The organism is Photobacterium japonica, assembly GCF_050337005.1.
Taxonomy (GTDB): domain Bacteria; phylum Pseudomonadota; class Gammaproteobacteria; order Enterobacterales; family Vibrionaceae; genus Photobacterium; species Photobacterium japonica.
In genome coordinates, this window is record NZ_JAKJSN010000039.1 from 33,080 (window position 1) to 55,218 (window position 22,139).

Annotated in this window: 13 protein-coding genes; 9 read left to right on the forward strand and 4 right to left on the reverse strand. The window is 51.6% G+C overall.

Annotated elements, in window-relative coordinates:
• Positions 1-57: 57 nt before the first annotated feature.
• Both L4C36_RS15580 and L4C36_RS15585 read left to right on the forward strand, forming a co-directional pair.
• On the forward strand, positions 58-5,031 hold the full coding sequence (locus L4C36_RS15580; RefSeq protein WP_428478725.1) for a DNA repair ATPase: 4,974 nt from the start codon (positions 58-60) through the stop codon (positions 5,029-5,031).
• On the forward strand, positions 5,024-5,728 hold the full coding sequence (locus L4C36_RS15585) for a phospholipase D-like domain-containing protein (protein WP_428478726.1): 705 nt from the start codon (positions 5,024-5,026) through the stop codon (positions 5,726-5,728). Before L4C36_RS15580 ends, L4C36_RS15585 begins: the two co-directional genes overlap by 8 nt.
• A 124-nt stretch (positions 5,729-5,852) precedes the next feature.
• Here the strand turns inward: L4C36_RS15585 and L4C36_RS15590 are convergent, their stop codons facing one another.
• Positions 5,853-6,905 (reverse strand): M15 family metallopeptidase domain-containing protein, encoded by a 1,053-nt coding sequence (locus L4C36_RS15590; protein ID WP_428478727.1) that lies wholly within the window; start codon positions 6,903-6,905, stop codon positions 5,853-5,855.
• 502 nt (positions 6,906-7,407) lie between these two features.
• Between L4C36_RS15590 and L4C36_RS15595 the strand changes: the two genes are divergently transcribed.
• Positions 7,408-9,360 carry a DUF1800 family protein gene (locus L4C36_RS15595; RefSeq protein WP_428478728.1) on the forward strand — a complete coding sequence of 651 codons (1,953 nt, stop codon included), beginning with the start codon at positions 7,408-7,410 and terminating at the stop codon, positions 9,358-9,360.
• Positions 9,361-9,362: 2 nt separating this feature from the next.
• Complete coding sequence (locus tag L4C36_RS15600; RefSeq protein ID WP_428478729.1) at positions 9,363-10,673, forward strand: DUF1501 domain-containing protein; 1,311 nt, start codon at positions 9,363-9,365, stop codon at positions 10,671-10,673.
• Between the two features lie 152 nt (positions 10,674-10,825).
• On the opposite strand, the gene rsgA is transcribed toward L4C36_RS15600, so the two are convergent.
• Positions 10,826-11,872, reverse strand: a complete 1,047-nt coding sequence (gene rsgA / locus L4C36_RS15605) for a ribosome small subunit-dependent GTPase A (protein WP_428478730.1) — start codon at positions 11,870-11,872, stop codon at positions 10,826-10,828.
• A gap of 364 nt (positions 11,873-12,236) precedes the next feature.
• Between rsgA and L4C36_RS15610 the strand changes: the two genes are divergently transcribed.
• A complete protein-coding gene (locus L4C36_RS15610; protein WP_428478731.1) occupies positions 12,237-12,887 on the forward strand; it encodes a GntR family transcriptional regulator in 651 nt (216 codons plus the stop codon).
• Between the two features lie 23 nt (positions 12,888-12,910).
• On the opposite strand, the gene L4C36_RS15615 is transcribed toward L4C36_RS15610, so the two are convergent.
• Together L4C36_RS15615 and malI are read right to left on the reverse strand one after the other, a co-directional pair.
• Positions 12,911-16,222: a mechanosensitive ion channel domain-containing protein gene (locus L4C36_RS15615; RefSeq protein ID WP_428478732.1), complete on the reverse strand. Its 3,312-nt coding sequence runs from the start codon at positions 16,220-16,222 to the stop codon at positions 12,911-12,913.
• Positions 16,223-16,448: 226 nt separating this feature from the next.
• Complete coding sequence (malI, locus tag L4C36_RS15620) at positions 16,449-17,471, reverse strand: Mal regulon transcriptional regulator MalI (protein ID WP_428478733.1); 1,023 nt, start codon at positions 17,469-17,471, stop codon at positions 16,449-16,451.
• A gap of 309 nt (positions 17,472-17,780) precedes the next feature.
• Between malI and malX the strand changes: the two genes are divergently transcribed.
• The 4 genes from malX to L4C36_RS15640 form a co-directional block, all read left to right on the forward strand.
• A complete protein-coding gene (gene malX / locus L4C36_RS15625) occupies positions 17,781-19,352 on the forward strand; it encodes a maltose/glucose-specific PTS transporter subunit IIBC (protein WP_428478734.1) in 1,572 nt (523 codons plus the stop codon).
• 189 nt (positions 19,353-19,541) lie between these two features.
• Positions 19,542-20,711 carry a MalY/PatB family protein gene (locus tag L4C36_RS15630; protein ID WP_428478735.1) on the forward strand — a complete coding sequence of 390 codons (1,170 nt, stop codon included), beginning with the start codon at positions 19,542-19,544 and terminating at the stop codon, positions 20,709-20,711.
• A gap of 345 nt (positions 20,712-21,056) precedes the next feature.
• A complete protein-coding gene (locus L4C36_RS15635; protein WP_428478736.1) occupies positions 21,057-21,395 on the forward strand; it encodes a DUF805 domain-containing protein in 339 nt (112 codons plus the stop codon).
• A gap of 107 nt (positions 21,396-21,502) precedes the next feature.
• A partial coding sequence (locus L4C36_RS15640; protein ID WP_428478737.1) for a site-2 protease family protein occupies positions 21,503-22,139 on the forward strand: 637 nt, incomplete at its 3' end.

Consider the following 22,139-nt stretch of genomic DNA (forward strand, 5'->3'; position numbering starts at 1 on the left):
CATTAAATCACCTCACACCCTCGCTTAGAGGGTGTGCTTCTCTAAGGATATGAGACAGTGACAGAAACGACTCATAATGCGATTGATGATGCCGTGAGCGAAGGAGGGGCTTACGAAGTACTCAAAGCCCGTCTTTCCCAACAAGGCGAAAACCTAAAAGACCTTTCTCAGCAATTTAATCTCAAACGCCAGCAGACCTTCGGCGGCAGCGACTTCGCGTTGATTGGGAAGGCCAACGTACAAACCGACGCCCGTTGTATTCCGGTCGATATGGCGCAAGTGAACGGCCAAATCCTATTCGGTTACCATGTCTATGTTGGATTAAAAGCCAGCCCATCACTGAGTGATGTCTTTGGCGTTTATACCCTGAATGAAACCGACGGCACCTACCGCCTCGACCCCGTGCCCCTTGAGGCCTCGTTCCTCAGTGACACCCAATTCATTCATGAATTTTCCGAGCTCTTCACCTATTACAAAGACGCGCGTTTATCCCAAATCTCCCGTCAAGACGGGATCCTCTATATCGCGTTCCAAATCGGCATGCGCTCAGAAGATCGCAAGGTCTTCCGGTTTGAGATCAGCGGCAAAGGCGTGCGCTACCTCGACAGCCTTGGCCATGTCTCGCTCAATGACGCGCCGCAACATGATTTTGAGTGGATCGCCACAGGGCGTAACGATCACATCAATGGCGAACACCCGCATGTTTCCATTGCCGATAAATTGTTTGTTGAGTGTGTCGGTGGCGATTTAACCATCAAAATTGAGGACAACACCGACGAAGGCCAAGGGATATACCGTGAGCCCGTCGAAGACGCCTATCAAAGTGTGGCCGATGCTGAAATCAGCTATGCGTTTGTCGGCGATCTTATCGTACTCAAAGTGCTGCCTAACCGTGAGAAACAGACACGCTATTTTGTCTACAACCCGATTAATCAACAGGTCACCCGTACCGACGCTTTAAGTATCAGCGGCAAAGCTCTACCCGAAAAACATGGCCTGTTATATTCCCGTGGGTATGTCTTATCCGGTGGCGATCACAAACACTTTGAGGGAGACTGGCAAGGGCTACGTTTCTTCCAAAAAATCGCCTCCCCGAACGGCGAAGATGTCCTGTACTACTTCTTTAATGTCGACAAAGGGTATTACGTCATTTATGTCTACAACCTGATTGAGAAGAACTTCTCTGCGCCCATGCACAGCCACGGTTGCAGCTTGTACCCCGATGGCCGCATGCTGATGTTCCGCGTCTCCGAAAATGCAGAAGCCTCGACCATCCATCCGCTACGGATTTGGAACACGCCGTTCATGATGCCGGAGCAATACGCGCACCATCACCAGCAACACAAACAAGGCGCCGATCCTTTCTTGGCTAACTTGGGCAACAGCGAACTCGTGCGTGCCCTCTCCTCACTGCTAACCATTTGCCAGTTGGCGCAAACGGAAGACGTGAGCCAGAACGCGTTTGAAGCCTTATTGAAAACCTGTCAGACCACCTTGGATCATTATGACTGGTTAGATAATACCGCCGCGCTGGGACTCAACAAAGCCGTCATGGCCGTCATGGGCACAGCCGATTCCATCATTGATGAATTTGCCAAAGTCCGTCAGTTACAGCAGCATGCTGAATCGGCACTCGCCGCCAAAACCGAAGAAGTGAACGCCCTTATTGGCCGCCTTAAACTGGCGCCGCGTGATGAAGCCAGTGTACTGCTTGGCCTGTTAGCAGAATTGAAAGCCGAAGTGGGCAACGTGATGGCATTGCGCCAATTCCGCTACATGCCCGATGCGCCGGTCGAAGCGATGCTCGACACCTTGGCCGAACAGCGTCATGCGATGAACCTGTTGCTGTTAGAACTGCTGCAAGACGAGAAAGCCTACCGCCCGTATAAACAGGCGATCAGCGGCATCGAAGACAAACTCCAGACCGTGGATAAAACCGCCGAACTCAATGCCCTGCAAACCCAAACGGAACAAGTGCGGGCTGAGTTAGCGTTGGTCACGGAAGAAGTGGCAGAAATCGAGACTGATGACCCCACCCAAGCCACCCGTATTCTCGATCTCACCACCGAAGTCTCTTCCATGCTGAATGCCACGTCAGCACGGTTACGCCAAAAACACCAAGCCTTGCGCGGTAATGAAGCCAAGGCGGAGTTTGGCTCGCAGTTCAAACTGCTGGCGCAAGCCGTCAACAGCGCGATGGAGCAAGCTCAAACCCCTGATCAATGTGATGATCAGTTAGCCAAGCTGATTGGCCTGCTGGAAAAACTGGAATCTCGCTTTGCCGATTTCGATGAATTCTTGGCCGAGATCTATACCAAGCGTGACGAAATCCAATCCACGTTAGAAGGCCATAAGCAGCAGCTCATCACGGCCCAGCAACGACGGGTGCAAAACCTTAACCAAGCGGCCAACGTGACTTTTAACAGCATTGAAAAGCGGGTCACCCGTTTCGATGATATGGCCGCCCTTAACAGCTTCTTTGCCACCGATAATATGGTGCTCAAGCTGCGCCAGTTAGCGGAATCCATGCGCTCGCTGGGCGACAGCGTGAAAGCCGATGCGGTCGAGAGCAAACTGAAAGCGGTGCAAGATCAATCCCTGCGCGCACTGCGTGATAATCAGGACATCTTCGAGCAAGGCGGCAACGTTCTGCGCTTAGGCAAACACCGTTTCAGTGTGAACAAGCAATCGCTGGATTTAACCCTCGTCACCCACGAGGAGGCGTTGTCATTGCACATTTCCGGCACCGAATATTACCAACCTGTTGAGTCTGCCGACTTCCTCGCCCTGCAAGACATGGCCGCGTTGGATGTGGCGTCAGAAAGCCCCACCGTGTACCGCGCGGAATACCTCGCGTATGCCCTGTTAGACAGTGCCCAACGTCGCGTCGACGGCCACACCATTGACGGCTTGCAGCAGGCACTGAAAGACAACCACCTGCTGGCAGAGATCCAAGCTTTTGCCGCGCCACGCTACCGCGAAGGGTATGTGAAAGGGGTGCATGATCACGATGCCGAGAAGATCCTCGCTGCTATTTTACCGTGTTACGAGCAAGCCGGTCTGCTGCGCTTTGGTCAAGCCGAACGCGCCTCGGTACTGCTGTGGTTAGCCGCACTGGGTTACAAAGACTATTTAGTCTGGTGCCAACAAGCCCGCAATGCGGTATTGATGCAGCAACATTTAGGATCAAACACCGCGTTCGACAGCGTGAAAACGGCACTGCGAGATCAGATTGCACCGCAAGCCAATGCAATCCCTGAGCAATGCGCCGAATACGCCATTGCCATTTTGTCCGATGAAGGGGCGGCCTCGGTATTGCCGGTCGACATCAGCCGTGACGCCCTTGAACAGAGCGAAGCGTACCTGTCGTTCCGTCGTAGCTTAGGCTGGACCAACCCGCCGCTACCGACCCACGAGGCCTTTGCCGATCACCAACAGTGGCTCACCGCGTATGCGGCGCACCAAGCCGCTGAAAAAGGTGATCAATCAGCACAAGCCTTTATCACCGAAGCAGCCATGCTCGCCACGCTGCAATCGGATGCCACGGAATCTGAGGAAGAAGTGGCACAGCTCAGTGTCAAAGCGGTCGAGTTTTCACTGATGAGCACCATCAAAGGCTTACTGGGTGAACACTCCCGCATGGACAACGGCACCCTGACCGTGGTGCTGGATGAATTCTTGCAACGCTGTGCACACCACCAGCACCAGACGATCCCACAGTACGATGCCTACCTAAAGCAGCGTGCTGATCTGCTCTCTGAGGCCAAATCGCAACTCCGCTTAGGCGAGTTTTTACCCCGTCCGCTGACCTCGTTTGTCCGTAATAAACTGATCAGTGACAGTTACCTGCCGCTGATCGGGGATAATCTGGCCAAGCAAATGGGGACCTTGGGGGAAAATAAGCGTACTGACTTGATGGGGATGTTGCTGCTGATCTCTCCACCGGGTTACGGTAAAACCACGCTGATTGAATATGTCGCGCACAAGCTTGGCTTGGTGTTCATGAAAATCAATGGCCCGTCATTGGGTCATCAGGTGACCTCGTTGGATCCGCGTGATGCACCGGATCAAAACGCCGCGCGTGAAGTGGAAAAAATCAACCTCGCCTTTGAAATGGGCAATAACGTTCTGCTCTATTTGGATGATATTCAGCACACCCACCCAGAGTTTTTACAGAAATTCATTTCGCTCTGTGACGGCACCCGACGCGTGGAAGGTACCTGGCGCGGGCAAACCAAAACCTATGACATGCGAGGCAAAAAGTTTGCCGTGGTCATGGCGGGGAACCCGTACACGGARTCGGGCGATATGTTCACTATCCCGGACATGCTGGCTAACCGTGCTGATATTTATAACTTGGGTGACATGCTGTCGGATCAGAAGAATGCGTTTGAATTATCGTTCATCGAAAACTCCCTGACCGCCAACACCGTGTTGGCGCCGCTGGCGACCCGCGATTTGAACGATCTCTACCGGTTGATTGATATGGCCCAAGGGGAAAATATCGCGCTGAACAGCCTGAGCCACCCCTATTCCGCGACAGAAGCCAATGACATAGTCGGCACGCTGCAGAAAATGCTGACCGTGCAGCAAACCGTACTCAAAGTGAACCAGCAGTATATCGCCTCTGCCGCGACCGCCGATGCTTATCGGGTAGAGCCGCCGTTTAAACTGCAAGGTTCTTACCGAAACATGAACAAACTGGCCGAGAAGATCTCATCGGTTATGACCGACGACGAGTTGCAAACCTTGTTGCAAGACCACTACCAAGGCGAAGCTCAAACCCTGACCAATGGCACGGAAGAAAACCTGCTGAAATTGGCCGAACTGCGCGGTGAACTGTCACCGGAACAACAGCGCCGCTGGCAGCAAATCAAAGACGGTTACAGCCGCAAGCAACAAACCGGTGACGACAGTGATCGCGCTGGGCAGATGGTGCAGCAAATGGTGACCTTAAACCAAAACCTCAACCACGTGGCACACACCTTACTCGGTAACAATGCCCCCGCAAGGAAAGCGACCCATGAATAAATTCACCTTGGAAACAACGTTAGCGGCCAGTTTTGAGGACGTCAAACTCGATAACAGTGAGCGCCGAGAATTGGCAGCACAACTGCGTGAAGCGGATGTGCAACCCGACGATATCGCGTTTCTGCGCAATCGCGCCTTTGGCTATGTCCAACAGCATATCCGTGACGGTGGTGAACCGCTGATCGCATTAAAATGGTTAGAGCACGTCGTCAAACAATTTGATAACGCTCGCCCACAACCCACCGGTTTGTTAGCAGAGTCTTGGTTTTCGCCCGGAAACACCTGCTTTGACGGCATTTGTCATCAGTTGCAGCATGCATCCGCCACGGTCGACATCTGTGTATTCACCATTGCCGACGACAACCTGACCAAAGTGATCCTCGATACCCACAACCGGGGTGTGAAAGTGCGGATCATCACCGACAACGACAAAGTGAACGACAGCGGCAGTGACATTGATTACCTCGCCCGCCAAGGCCTGCCTATCAAAATCGATAACACCGATTATCATATGCACCACAAGTTCGCGTTGTTTGATCAGAAGCACTTGATCAATGGCAGTTTCAACTGGACACGCAGTGCGTCCCGTTTTAACTCAGAAGATCTCACCTTAACGGATGATAAACGCCATATCGATGCATTTTGTACCCACTTTGAGGGATTATGGCGTAAATTCCCAGATTATCGGGGACGTTAATATTAACGTGAAACGCTAAAACGACAACGCCCCCAAGCAATCTCTTTCTCATAGAAAGTGACTCACTTGGGGGCGTTTTCTTTCTCTTTTTTTCGCTATGCTCTTTACGCGATGTACTTTTCCGCTATGCCAGCGTCAGGTGGGTAGGCACCGGCATATTACGCGCTTTAAACTCAAAGAGTTTCATGTGGTCATGAATGAAATAGCGCTGGATATCTGAAATGTTGGGGCTACTGTACTCTTCTAGCCAAATCGAACGGGCATTACCAAGATTCACCCACGGCCCGGATGACATACGCACTTCATACGTGTCACGTGGGCCATTGCGGTAGCGATACTGGGACCCCTTCACCGCCGTATTCAACCCATACAAGAACAAGGCCTTGGGATCGGGCTTCACCATTTGCATGTGCATCGGTTGTTTCAATCCGGCAGAGCCCGTATAAGCGAACAACTTATTGGGCAAAATGGTATTGCGTAGATGCCAAATTTTTTCCGGCAATCCGCTGTAATCTTTCATTCGCGCCATTTCAAATAAATCAAAATCGAACACGTGATGCACGCCTTCGACATCTACCCACTCAAGCACACCAATATCGACAGCCAGACCAAAGTTATGCGCCGACTCGCCAGGCCCATGAATCGTGGCATCCCAGACTTGATGATGGAAATTGCGATAGCCAAGACTGGTATTATTGAAGTCTTTGCATCCCATGGCGATCCCGTAACCGTACATCTCGGTGATCACTTTGGTGGCGGCCACTTTCAACTCAGGACGGATATTGTTCGGGAGGGTCGCCAAACACGCCGACAACGTCATACTCGGGCGGGCTAATGTGTAGCGCGTATTGTGAAATTTAAATAACGTTGCCGTTGACGCAAAAGGGGTGAGTCCATTAAAACAACGATGCGTCGGCCCATCGACGGCCACCAAACCATCTTGCTTATTCAGCTTCACCACTTCTTTCTGATAATGAAGGATGGCCGCTAACGTTTTAGAACGTCGGATATTTGAGCCAAATGTGCTGTCTTCTGCGAGTTTTGGGATCCGCGTTTTAAAAGACGACAGGTGATGATTAATGGCTTTTTGTACGGTAAGAATATCTTTCGGCAGATTGCGTCCCCGCAATCCAACCGAGCCCGTTAACTTAAATTTTAGCGGGGAAGAATCGGACATATGCTCAATCACCTTATTATAAATAAGCTCGAGTATATTTTTATTGCGACTTGATTACTGCTGAGAGCAAAGAGGAGAAAAAGCTTTTTGGATAGGGGTCAAAAAGACAGGTAACGGGGTGAAAACACGTAGGTTATCATTTTCGTCTCACCCCCATTTTTTACTGCAACAACTCGGCTTAATACCCTTTTTTATGGTGACGTGCCGTTTGCTCAGATCTGCTCACAGCGCATGTAAAAAGACAGGCTTAGCCATACGCCGCATATTTTCAAGACAACAAACAACTATTAGGTCAAAGCTGACTCAATATCACACTTTCATCAGAAAGCTGTATTAACGGCAGGAGTATCCTGTTAATTCACTCAGCAGTGTCTACCTTTCAATACAGTCCTATTAATTCAACACCACCCAACACCACAAAGAAGGAGGAACCGTATGACATAACAGCTCACACCGAAAATCGATAACTCGCATACTCACCCACAACATTGGAGTATCCACGATGTTTTTCAATCCTTTGTCTGTATTGAAAAAGGCTATCGTTGTTTTACTCTTTCAAGTTATTGCAACATCTGCATACGCTGTTGATTTGATTGATAATGGTAGCATTTCAAAAAATATCCAAACGACGCACATCCCTTACACTGTCAATGTCACGATTCATCACAATGAACGTTTACAAGAGACGTTTGACTGTGAAATATCCACCAAGCAACAGAACCGAAAAGCCCAATGGGCGTATCAGGTTTCCCTCTGTATCAATCAACACAGCACAACGGTATTCGCAGGCAAACGACATCGCAATGGCGATATCACTCCCGTCAAATCCCGCGTAAGAAACACGCTTTGGGCACCAACGACGGATTATCGCGTTCAATTTTCCCCGCACTATGCGCCCGATGCCTTGAATTACCTCAATGCATCCCGCTTGCTCGAACGTGCCACGTTCGGTCCAACCCCTGCAACGGTCAATGTCGCGGTTGGTCAATCGGCCTCTGACTGGGTGGACACACAAATGGCCTTACCGCCAACCTCCCATTTAGCGGAATATCTGCGTATTCAGCAGATCCAAACCGATATCACAGGCATACAACAAGAACACCGTGTATACCGTAGCCATGCATGGTGGGGCATCATACTGAATGCGGACGATCAACTTCGCCAGCGGGTCGCTTTTGCTCTGAGCCAACTGCTTGTTGTCTCTGAAAACGATGCGGGGCTCGCAGGGGATGACAACGCGAAAGGGCTCGCCATTTACTACGACATTTTGGTTAACCATGCCTTTGGCCAGTATAAAGATTTGCTGCGTGCAGTGACTTACTCCCCTGCCATGGGTCGCTTCCTGACCATGGCTGGCAATTTGCCCCCCGATCCCGACACCCAACGGTTCCCCGATGAAAATTATGCGCGCGAGTTGTTGCAATTGTTTACCTTAGGTGAATGGAAAACCTCCTATAAAGGCATCACTAAAACTCACCGGGAAACGGGCGTACCGCGTCCTGCCTATCACGAGCGGGATGTACAAGCGCTGGCGCGGCTCTTTACGGGGTGGGATGAAAGCAACGGCTTATTAAGTCCCATGGTAGTGACACCGGCCAATCACGACACTGACCCCAAGCGAATCTTAGGCAAGCGTTTCCCTGGCAATGAAAGTGCTGAAGAAGAGCTGGATCGCCTGCTGGATATACTGATCGCCAAACGGGAAACGGCCGTGTTCGTGAGCCGCCATTTGATCAAGCAATTAGTCACGTCGAACCCCAGCCCACAATATCTCAAGCGTGTTGCTCGTACCTTTCATGATACGCAGGGTGATTTAGGGGCCGTCGTCAAAGCCATATTGACTGATCCGCATGCTTACCTGATTCATCCCCTTGCGATCGCTAAAGCCCGCGAGCCGATCCTCACGACAGCGGCACTCTATCGCGCCCTGAATGGGGAAATGGGACAAGGATTTACGCACCATAATGACGTCACACTGGGCTACGGTTATCAACGAAGCGAGTCCCCAGAGAAACACCGTTTCTCGCAAGGCCCTTTGGCTGCGCCGTCAGTATTTAACTTCTTTCCCGCCACCTACCGCCCCAGTGGCCCGCTCGAACATACTTCACTCGTCGGCCCTGAGTTTGCCTTGTATTCCACGGCCGAGATCCCCGCATTGGCGAACCTGCTTTATCGCAAACTGAAAGAAGATGTCACGTTCGATGGCGATGTGGTGGCGCAACCTGAGACCCGCTTAATCTTGGATTATTCCGCCTTTACGCCACTATGGAAAGCCAATGACAAAGCCGGATTTTTACAGTTACTTGCCAATACCTTATTTCATGGCACCTTAACCCCGCAGCTCGAGCACCGCTTAAGTACACGCTTCGATGCCCTGCCGAAAGATACGCATGACGAGATGCACCAGTTGTTTTGGCTCGCCGCCATGTCCCCCGAATTCCAGATTCAGGAGTAATAATGATGCCATTATCACGCCGTCGATTTTTACAAAAAAGCGCCCTGATGACGGGAGCCGCCGCACTACCAATGTCTTTCACCCTGTCTAACACCGCCTATGCCGCAAACAGTTACCAAGCCTTAGTGTGCGTGTTTCTCCGCGGCGGAAATGATTCATTCAACATGCTCATGCCCGGTGACGATCACATGTACCCCCGCTATGCAGCAAGGCGCCCTGATATAGCAATCGACAAAGACCAGCTGTTAATGACCCAGCAGTCCGATGAAAACGGGGTTGCTATCGGCTTACACCCCAGCATGCCCGGGGTACAAGCGTTGTTTCACGAAGGGATGGCCGCTGGCCTGTTGAATATCGGCCCGCTCGTGGGGCCGTCCGGTTCCGGCGCACCACTTCCCACTGGCTTGTATAACCACGCAAAACAGCAATACGCGTGGGAAAGTGCGTGGCACAGTTCTGCTTATGCGGCTTATGGCTGGGGGGGACTGGTAATGGATCTCTTAGCGCAAGGCGGGGCGATTCCCGAACTGATTTCACTCGGCAGTAACCAGTGGCTTAATGGGGTGAATGTCGGCGATGTGCGCACGAATCGCCAAGGTACCGTCGCAACCGTAAAAGCCTTCACGGGTGCCTCTCATCTCGAATCGGCGTACAGCGAGATGCTCAATGCCGTGTCAGTATCCCCATTCCACCAGCAGTATTTGCACCAACACAATAATTTCCTGACGCCGTATAGGCAATTTCGCTCACTCATTAACGACACACCGCTGGATCCGGCCATTAATCGTCAACATTCACTCGGTGCCCAACTCTCTGCGGTCAAACGTATCATTGATGCTTCTATCGCGTCAGGCAGCGTAAGTCGACAGGTGTTTATCGTTAACCAAGGCGGCTATGACACCCATTCCAATCAACAGCCTAAACATGCGGCCTTGTATGGCCAATTAGACACCGCCCTCACCGAGTTCACGCGCGCGTTAGGGGAGCAGCAAAGCCAAGTTACCACCTTTACCATGTCAGATTTTGGTCGCACCATGCACAACAACAGCAACAAAGGCACCGACCACGGCTGGGGCAGTAACCAACTGGTGATTGGCGGCAGTGTACAAGGCGGATGCTACGGCGCCTACCCCGACTTCAGTGTCGGCAGCCCGAATGACAACGGACGCGGACGGTTAATCCCCACGCTGGCGCACGAACAAATGGCCGCGACTCTGGCCGCCTGGTTTGGGGTTTCCCCCTCCGGCATTCAAACCCTGTTCCCAACCACCTCTCGCCATTTTACCACCATGAATTTAGGCTTTATGGGATAACGCATCGTTACCCATGCGTTCTGCCTGATTCTTTCGGCAAGCTGACATCAAAAAAGGCCGCAGCATCAGCGGCGGCCTTTTCGTTATCACGTCCGTATTTCTCGCCCTCGCAAACAGATAAGCTCGGGCAAGTCACCCCGCGACAACTCGGCTTAATACCCTTTTTTATGGTGACGTGCCGTTTGCTGCGTGCGGTTGATCATTTTGCCAAAGGCTTTATCTTTGGCGCGTTTTTCAGCCAACGTGGCCCCATTCAGGGCTTGTTCACGCATGAGCTTTTGGTAGCTCACCAAACGCCTTGCCGTTAACTCGCCACGTTCCAGCGCGGCCTGTACCGCACAGCCGGGTTCACCGTCATGGGCGCAGTCACTGAAACGGCACAACTCCGCCATCGCGGCAATTTCACTGAATGTCTCACTGACACCTTGCTCACAATCGCTAAGCTGCAACTCACGCATTCCGGGGGTGTCCATCAGCAAGCCGCCTTGTGGCAACACCTTCAATGCACGGCCCGTTGTGGTATGCCGCCCTTTGCTGTCGTCTTCACGAATGCCACCCGTCTGCTGCGCGTCTTCGCCAAGCAAGCCATTGACCAAGGTAGATTTACCCACACCGGATGAGCCCAAAAACGCCACCGTACGGCCGGTTTTGCAGTAACTGTGCAACACCTGAATATCACGGGCGTCTAACGCATTCACGGCATACACGCCTAACAAAGGGTCTAGCCCCTGCACTTGCATACGCAAGGCATCAGCATCTTCGCATTGATCCGCTTTGGTCAAAATGACCACCGGCTCAACCTCTGCGTCTTTAGCGATCGCCATGTAACGCTCAATACGGTTAAGGCTGAAGTCGTGATTGAGTGAGCAAACAATCATGACGGTATCCACATTGGCCGCAATCAACTGCGTCGCCACTTTCGACCCCGGTGCTTTGCGCTGAAACAATGACTGGCGCTCAAGGCCGCGTTCCAAGATTAAATCGGCATTGAATAACACCCAATCGCCCACGCACACACGCTCACTGTCAGGGCGTTGCAGTAACGATAACGGCCCCTGCTCTGACATGGCCACGATATGGCTACGGTGCTGTTCAATCACCCGGCCGAGCGTAAAGTCCGTCAGGTCTTCTAGCATCAATTGTTGCTGGAAAAAAGGACGCCAGCCCAGTTGTGGCAGCGTGAGGGATAAATCAGACATCAGTATTTCGCCATAAAAAGTCAGAACAACAGCAAGACATCTCGGTCTTCGCCATAATGAAGCTGAGCATACGCCACTTTACTGGCAGAAGAATTGAATATTTCCGACAATATGATCCGCCCGGAAGAATAAAAGCACAGGTCATCGCTCGGGAAGCGCTCGCATGCCTTTATCAGAACAAGCCGACGGAATATACGGCGATCAGACGGCTTTTATCGCGTTCTGCTGCGGATAAAAATCAAACTCTGATATGATTTCGCGTAATATATCCTTGGGTATCAACTGACGGTACGCTCAACCGTCATCCGTATGGACAGCAACAAGCCAGCAACCGGCATGACGCCAAAGAGATCTTTTGATAACAATGAAAATCAATAAACAAAGCTTGGAAGAACAAGCAACCGACTATCTGCGACAAAAAATCGTCAACGGTGAAATGGTGCAAGGCGAGAAAATTGTCGAAAGTACCCTCGCTAAAGAGCTAGAGCTCTCTCGTAGCACCGTGCGTATGTCATTAAACTCCCTCGCGCATGAAGGGTTGATCGTGCAAAAGCCGTATGCCGGCTGGCAGGTGATCTCGCTGGATGACGACGATTTGTGGGAACTGTACCACCTGCGCGTGGCACTCGAGAGTCAGGCCGCCGCCATGGCGGCAGAAAAAGCGTCTGAGCAAGACAAAGACGCCCTGCGTCAGCTGTATCAAGACTACTGCCGCTTGTGTGAAAACAACCCCACTGACAGTCACGCGATCAGTGAAGCTGACTTCAACCTGCACAAGAAGATTGTTGAAGCCAGCCACAGCAAGCGGATGGAAAAAATCTACAGCCAAATCGCCAACCAACTGCAAAGCTACTTGAGCATCACGCACGAAGATTACGATTTAGCCCAAAGTGGCCTGAGTCATGCGGCCATGATTGAGGCCATTTGCAGTGGCGATGTAGAAGGCGCATGGCAAGAAGCCAAAGCCAACATCACCCCGTTTACCCAAATGGGCAGTACACTCAAACAGGGCTAGCGGGATCTCCCTTCGCTTCTCTTTCACTCCCGCACTGGCGGGGGTGTTTGCCCACTGTCTTTAGGCATATCCCGCACATGAATATCCATTTGCGGAAAGGCAATTTCGATCTGATGCTGACGAAACAGACTATCAATGTTTTTGTTCAGCAAATGGATGGTTGATAAGCGATAATCAATCGCCGTGATATACACCCGTAATTCAAAATCTAAACTGCTACCACCAAACGCCAAAAAGAACACCGTCGGTGACGGCTCTTTCAGCACCAACGGATGCTCATGCGCCACTTGGTACAATAACTTTTCCACTTTATCGACATCGGATCCATACGCGACCCCAATCGGGATCACGATACGGGTGATCGGGTCGGTCAATGACCAGTTGATCAGCTTTTCCGTCAAAAATGATTTATTAGGAACAACAATTTCTTTGTTGTCCCAATCAATAATCGTCGTGGCGCGGGTTTTAATTTTGCTCACGGTACCGGAGAGATCGTTAATCGTCACAATGTCACCAATCCGAATCGGCCGTTCAAACAAAATGATCAGCCCTGAGATAAAATTGGCGAAAATTTCCTGTAAGCCGAACCCAAGTCCCACCCCGAACGCCGCCACCAACCATTGCAACTTGGCCCATTGCACTCCGACAATCGAACAGGCACTGAGCACCCCGACCATCACTAACAAATACCGGATCAAGGTCGTCACGGCATACCCGGTACCGGGAGCGAGATCCAATCGCCGCAACACCAGCAGTTCCAGCAAGCCGGGCAAATTGCGCACCGCAATCACGGTCACCATGACCACAATCAGGGCATACACCAAGGCTTGCAGGGTGATGTCCACCACCACGATACCGCTTTCTCCCATCTCACTGACTTGCCACACCACGACCCTGTCAAGCCAGCGCGCCATTTCCAGCGCACTCGACCACAGCGTGAGCATGGCGATGACAAAGCTCATCAAGGACAAACCGCGCAATAACGTGAGTGATTGCTCACTGATCTGCTCCGCATCCATGCCGCTTTCTTCCACATCCGGCAACTCTTCCCGTAAATCGGCCAATTCCGGATCTTGTTCGGCTTGCTCCCGCTGCTGGGCGATCAGCTCTTCACGTCGCGCCAGCAAGCGTTGGTAATTGAGCTGACGGTGTTCAAGCTTGAACCAGCGCTCGCCCAACTGGTACGCCATCAATACCCCCAGAACGATAAACAAACTCGCTTGCTGATAGGTCAGTAAAATCCACGCGGCCAAATAGTACCCCATCGCCGCCACCACAATGATGGCCAGCAGCGAGCCTACCAGCAAGGCTTGGGTCACCCATAATGCCCAGCGATGATTCAACGGTGACGGCATCACCGCCGGTAAATGTTTGTGTTTCAGCAACAAACCATAGATGTACAACATGCAGCCGATCAACAATAAAAACAGTAGCCGCGACAGCTCTGACGCACTCAATCCTGACACCCACTCGGTGGCATAAATCAACCACAGCAACAACACAAACACCCAGCGCAGACGGCGAATGGCTTGGTGTAAGCAGGTACATATTTCTTGTGGCCAACGTAAATGCACGTTCAGCACCCCGCCCTGTTTGGTGAGTTGATAAATCCACTCCACCACGAACAAGCCAAATGCACTGGTCAGGACTAAGCGAGACAGATCCCCTGCGATGAACGCCGGCCATAACCAGTGCATGCCCAGTGTCATTAAGGCAAACCATGACGGCAATATCACTGCTTGTAACATTGACACTAACACCAAGGCCATCGTATGGCTGAATCGGTCTTTAATCGGGTGGCCGAGCACTTTTTTTGCCGTCTCACTCACCACACGTTCTCGCTTCGATAACGCCATATACACAAACCCACATGCCGCGCTGTAGAGTAAAACCGCCGCCAGAGCCCAATAACGTTGCGATACAGGGAAAGTGCTGAACGCGGCCTGTAGCGAAGGCACGATCTTGTCCCACTGCACTGCCTGCCAACGGGCAATACTGCGCCATAACGGCGGGTTACTGCGGATCCATAATTGTTGCTCACGCAGAAACACCCGCTCTTTATCAATCTCGCTTTGGTATTGGCTTTTCACCACTTGCAGCCGCCCCAGCTCGACAATGAGTTTGTCGTACTCTTCCCCCAACCGCGTCAATAATTCACGGCGAAACTGATGCACATGGTAACGGGCGTTTTTTTGCGGGTCAGCGGCCAGTGCTTCCTCGGACGGCACCTTGGTTAACGGCATGTCGGCCGTCATACGGCTCCGTAACTGGCTGATCTCGTAAATGCGGATATGACTTTTTGCGATAGCATCGGGCACATTGGTATCCCCAATGTGTTGCGGCAAGCGTTGCAGTTGCGCCCGTAACGATGCGCCAAACGCGGTGCTTTGTCGCAACCAGTCAAGGTTATCTTTGATCAGGCGCTGTTCATCCGACAATAACTGACGCTCGGCTTCAAACTGCTGGCTTTTGCGCCGCGCATGCTCGATATCCACCAGCACCCGTTCCAGCTCTTTGGCCAATACCTGACTGGTGGCAATGTCTTTTTTTGTGTCGGCATCAGTGATCGCGCCCCCCTCGCCATACACACTCTCTAGCTGGGTCGCTTGTAGGATCATGGCTTTGGCCGAGTCTTGCTCCACCTGTGCCAGCCGATTTTGCAAGGTGATTTGGATAGGTGACGCCAACTTCATTCGGGTCGTCAGCAACTGCTGCTCCAGTTTCAGTAAGCTATCCCGTTCATCCAGTGTTTGCTGCTGCAACACCAGTAACCGTTTTTCCAACAACAAATGCTGCCGATTCGCCAACGCTATCCATTGTTGCAGTTGCACGGTGTTGTTGTTATCCACCAATGCCAACTCATCAATCTGGTTATTGATCGCCACAATCTGTTTGGGCAACGTCAAACGTGACGCATCCAACGTGTTCAGGCTTTCCGCATTGGTTTTAAATGCTGTGCGCCATTCACTGGCCGCCGCCCGCAACGACGCCAACGCCTGCGCCAACTCGTCATAACTACTGAGGGTATTGACCTTAAACAGGTCGAGCGATCGTGCTTGTTCAATTTGCTCTGTCAGCACGGCTTGTCGATGGGGATACTGGGTGATCAGTGTATTGAATTTTGCTTGCTCGTCGGTCAGCTTTTTGATGCTTTTGAGCTTGAGGGATAACGCTTGGTATTGGCCGATTAAGTTCGTGTCTTGCGGATCAGCAGCAGACAAACGGCGGATCTCGGCCTCCACCACACTGCGCTCAGGCAACTCAACGGCAAACGCAGTACTGCCGAGGCACATTATGAGTAACAAGCACGCCATAAACACGCGCCACATCATCATGACGCGACATTGCATCCATGGCCATACTACGCAAAGTAGCCTGCCACCACTGTGCTTGTGTTTTCCACGCAGCGTCCCTGTCCACATGATCAATCCCTGCCCTAAAGAGTGGTTACTCTCTAGTGTAGTCGCTTTCAAAGCATATCAATGTGTTAGGTCTTGGATGCTCGGGCTTAGATGTTAAGTGTAAGGTGTTAAATGTCAGGTATTAGGTGTTACGCGGGTATCACGCCGAGCCACGAATTATCAGGACAGAGGGCAATACCACTTTCTCTGTGTTCTGCACTGGCTGTTTCATGCGCTGGAGTAAACGTTGCCCGGCCTGCTCACCAATGGCTTGCGCCGTCGAGGACATAAACGTGAGGGGCGGATGGGTCAGCTCCGCTTCCGGTACATCATCAAACCCGAGCAGTGCCACCTGCTGGCCGATGTAGTTATCCCGGCCGACACTGCGATTCGCGCGTTGCACCCCGTACACCGCGCCCAATGCGACCGCTGAGCGATGACAAAGAATGGCCGTAATTTTCGGGTGCTGCACTAACAATGACTGAACCGCTTGTGCTGCTGCCGTCTGGGTACCTTCACATTCAATCACCCATTCATTTTTAAACGGTAAACCATATTGAATCAACGCCGTGCAATAGCCGCCGATACGTTCGGCCCGAGTCAGGGAGTCCCCTTGTCCGCCGACATAGGCAATGTGGCGGTGTCCTTGTTCGATCAGGTGCAAGGTCGCCTTTTTTGCCGACTGGCTATTGTCCGGTACCACAAAATCCACCTCATCGTTCACACTGGCTCGCGCCACACACACCACGGGCACCCCCGCATCACCGAGCATTTTTAATACCCCTTGACTGGCGCCGCGCAGTGGACTGAAAGCCACACCGGCAACGCCCTGCTGGATCATCGACTGAATGCAATGTTCCAACCGCGCTGGCGAATCCCCGTATTGGGCCAGAAATAACATGTAGCCCTGTTTTTCCAGAGCTTGGCTAAAGCCCGCCGTGATCTCGGTATAGAACGGATCGGTGATGTCTTTGACCACCAGCCCGATCAGGTTGGACTGGTTGGAACGCAAATTGGCCGCCGCTTCATTACGGACGTACCCCAGGGTTTTGATCGCCTCATTGACCTTTGTAATGGTCGCCTCGGAGATCCGCCCTTTGTTGCCTAAGACCAGCGACACGGTCGACACAGACACACCGGCATACTCGGCCACATCGGTAATTTTGATTTTCTTCTGGCTCATTGGCTGTTCGTATCAAAGCAAGTGGGAAGATAAGATATCCAAAGCATATTACACCCAAGTAAAACGTTCTACCTTCCCTTTCACACTTTTACCTCGATCACACTTTAAATCACCCGATTAAACAGAGCGTATTTTCGTGATCCACGTGGCGAAACCATTAGGTAAAACGTTTTATCATTATTTTATCGAAAGCAATACCGCGTTGAGTGCAGACATTATCCACCGTTGCCTCAGCGTTTTTTTAAACGATTTTGATAAAACGTTTTATCTACTCTACTCACAACAATAATACGGATAGGGGTTATCCATATGTCTCACTCATCGAAGAAAAGTACCTTGTGGGAATTTTTCCAAAGCCTTGGAAAAACGTTCATGCTACCGGTCGCTTTGTTGGCCTTCTCTGGTATTTTGCTTGGGATCGGCAGTTCGTTATCGAGTACCGCAGTGAAAGAGAGCATGCCATTTTTGGACATCATGCCGCTTCAGATGCTGTTCATGTGGATGACCAAAATTGGTCTGGTCGCCTTTATCTACCTACCTCTGATGTTCGCGGTCGCCATTCCACTGGGTCTGGCACGTGAAGAAAAAGGGGTCGCCGCCTTTGCCGGTTTCGTCGGCTATGCGGCCCTTAACCTGTCAATCAACTTCTACCTGACGGTAGCGGGCGTACTCGGCAATGCCGAGCAAGAAGCGGCGTACGGTGTGAAGTCGATTCTCGGTACCCAATCTATCGATACCGGTATTCTGGGTGCGGTGATCGTCGGTATTATCGTGGCAAAACTGCACGCACGTTTCTACACCTACAAAATGCCTGACGCATTGGCGTTCTTCGGTGGTGCCCGTTTCGTGCCTATCATCACGACCCTTGTACTGGGTGTGGTTGGCTTGGTTGTCCCACTGATTTGGCCTTACTTTGCTGCCGCGATTAACGGCGTTGGCACCGGTATTTCTCACGCAGGTCCATTCGGCCCCTTCTTGTTCGGTGCCGGTGAGCGTTTACTCCTGCCATTCGGTCTTCACCACATTCTGGTTGCACTGATCCGTTTCACCGAAGCCGGTGGTACCCTTGATGTGTGTGGCAATACTGTTAGCGGCGCGCTGAACATCTTCTACGCTGAACTGTCTTGCTCAACAACCGATGGCTTCTCTTCCTCTGCAACAGCCTTCTTGTCACAGGGTAAAATGCCTGCGTTCCTGGGTGGCTTGCCGGGTGCAGCACTGGCGATGTACCACTGCTCTCGCCCTGAAAACCGCGGTAAAGTGAAAGCGCTACTGTTATCTGGTGTGGTGGCGTGTGTGGTAGGTGGGATCACCGAACCGCTTGAATTCTTGTTCTTGTTCGTGGCACCTGCACTGTACCTGATTCACGCTATCCTGACGGGTGTTGGCTTCATGGTGATGGGCCTGCTGGATGTCACTATCGGTAACACCGACGGTAACATCATCGACTTCTTCATCTTCGGTATCCTGCAAGGCACCGCAACGAAGTGGTACTTGGTACCGGTTATCGCGGGTATCTGGTTTGTGGTGTACTACTTTGTGTTCCGCTTTGCGATCACACGCTTCAACCTGAAAACACCGGGTCGTGAAATTGAAACGGCAGAGCAAATTGCCGCAGCAGTAGCCGGCGAGAAAACCTCTGGCTACAAAGGTGACATCATTCTGGGTGCACTCGGCGGTGCGGATAATATCCTTGCGCTAGATAACTGTATCACCCGTCTACGCCTGTCAGTGAAAGACATGTCATTGGTTAATGATGTAGTACTGAAAGCCAACGGCGCAATTGGTGTGGTGAAACTTGATGAGCACAACTTGCAAGTGGTCATTGGTCCGCAGGTTCATTTAGTGAAAAACGAAATCCAGGGTCTATTACCGGCATAATTGCCCTCGCCCATCAATCAACGGGAAGCGACAGCTTCCCGTTTTGCCGCTTCCTATCGCACTGGGCTTTTTACTAAGTGTTCATTGCGATAGGTGTTGGCCTTTCCCACACACGGTTCCACGCTGCCCGGTTCTGCTCTCTCGTTACTGGTAGGGCTATCGTTCGGCACCTTATTCTTAGAGGTTGTTATGTTTGATTTTTCCACACCGGTTAACCGCTACGGTACCTACTGCACGCAGTGGGATTATGTGCAAGATCGCTTTGGCGAAGCCGACTTATTGCCGTTCACCATTTCCGATATGGATTTTGAAACCGCGCCCTGCATCCTCGACGCCTTACAAACCCGCTTAAGCCACGGTGTACTCGGTTACAGCCGCTGGAATCACGACGACTTCAAGCATGCGATTACAGGCTGGTTTGCCACTCGCTACCACGCACCGCTAGACAGCGATGCCGTGGTGTATGGCCCGTCGGTGATTTATATCATCGCACAACTGGTGAATCAGTGGACGGCACCGGGTGACGGTGTATTGGTACACTCCCCTGCCTACGATGCCTTTGGCAATATGTTGACCGCCAACCACCGTGAACTGCTTGCCAGCCCGCTGCTCAAAACGGCTGACGGCTATGCCATCGACTGGGCGCAATTTGAAGCCCAAGCCGCCCGCCCTGACTGTAAAGTGTTGCTGCTATGCAGCCCACACAATCCGACAGGCCGCGTATGGCGCGAAGACGAGCTGAAACGCATGGCGGCCATTTGCCACCAACACGGGGTGAAGGTGATTTCTGACGACATCCACATGGACATGGCGTTTAAGCCGTATATCCCGTGGTCACAGGTCACGGTTGATCAGCACTGGGCAATCGTCAGTTCGGGGTCAAAATCCTTCAACATTCCGGCATTAACGGGCGCGTATGCCGTGATTGCGGATCCCGATGCAAGAGCGGCCTATCTGAACCAACTCAAGGCGGCACATGGGCTGTCATCACCATCCATTCTTGGAGTTATTGCCCATATTGCGGCTTACCGCGAGGGCGGCGAATGGCTGGATGCACTCAAAACTTATTTGCATCAGAACCTGACGTATGTGGCAGACCAATTGAAGGTGCATTGTCCTGACATCGGTTATCAAGTACCAGAAGGGACGTATTTGGCGTGGATTGATCTTAACCCGCTCAACATCGACATGGATGCCTTGCAGCAAGTGCTGATCAAAGACTACAAAGTGGCCATCATGCGTGGCGACACTTATGGCCCGGAAGGCGAAGGTTACGTGCGCCTCAATGTCGGCTGCCCACGCAGTAAAGTGGAAGCTGGCGTCAACGCCCTGATCGGTGCGATTAAGCAACTACAGTAAGACTGACCGTATTCTGGGCAGTGCCAAATTTCACCATTCTCGGCTTTGAAAAGGTACTGCCCTGCCCGTCCCCTCCGCTCATCCTTGTATGCAACGGCACCCAGATGAATAAAGCCGCGGTATGCACGTCATTCTGTTCATTCACTCGCAATTTTTCATCATGGTGTAGACAAGCGATACGCTGCCTCCCTTTCCTGCTATTCCCCCTCTTGCATTCATATATCAGTAATGCTTAAGATCACTTCGTTGCATATGGAATTTCTCGTCATGCAACGTACTTCCACTCTGTATTGTCCTTACCACAGAGTGAGATATATTGGATTTTATAAATGGAGAGTAATAAACATGGAGCATTTTATCGGTGCACTAAAAAAATATGCAGACTTCACCGGTCGTGCCCGTAGAACAGAATATTGGATGTTCATCCTTATCTATTTGATTATAAACGTTGTATTGTCGGCTCTTGGCTTAGAAGTTGCTTCGTTCATCCTCGGCCTCGCACTACTCATTCCAAGCACGAGCATTGCAGCAAGACGACTGCACGATACGGGGCGTTCAGGATGGTGGCAATTAATCGCTCTGATCCCGATTATTGGTGTCCTTGTTCTAATCTATTTCCTCGCACAAGACAGCCATGACACCAACGAATACGGTGAAAACCCGAAAGCCGTTGTCTCTGCCTAACAATGCCTATGCGATGACATACCCATTGCGAACATGTCATCGCAGCGTTGAGCTTCTCGCTACACTCAAAACACTTCGCCAGATGTTCACCCCAATAGGGAACCTTTGTGACTGCCTTCATCTTGAGTTTTGCCGCCATCACCTTGTTCCATTGCCTGTCGATGGCACTGACCGCACACCTGTTTGGCATCCGAGTCATGTCGATTTCTGTGGGTTATGGCCCGCGTATTATCGACCAGAAACGCTTTACCCTGAAATTGCTGCCAATCGCTGGCTGCGTGCAAATGCTCGATTCCCGGATGTTTCCTCTCAGTAAAGCGGACTACCCACATGCGTTCGATCATCAAAGCCGTTGGGTAAGAGCAGCCATTCCTCTGCTGAGCTGGCTACCGCTTTTGACTATCGCCAGTGTCGCCCTGGGTATCGATACCATCAATCAGGTGGGAGTCGGCATATATCAGGTGCTGCTCGGTGCGCGGCACCCCATCATGGTCGGTCAGGGACTGATAGAAAGTGCGATGAATGCCGTACAGCAAAACTCGCCTTTCGTGGTGTTTGCGCTGGTTGCGACCAAACTCTGCGCGGTGAATATACTGCCATTAACGTCATTAAATGGCGGGCAAACTCTCATGGAACTGCTGAGTCCACCTGAGTTCATCGTCAATTGGTTGTATCGCGCGAGCGTACTGATCTCTTTATTGCTGATCCTAGGTTGGGTGGGTGCACTGATGATTTATGTGGGGG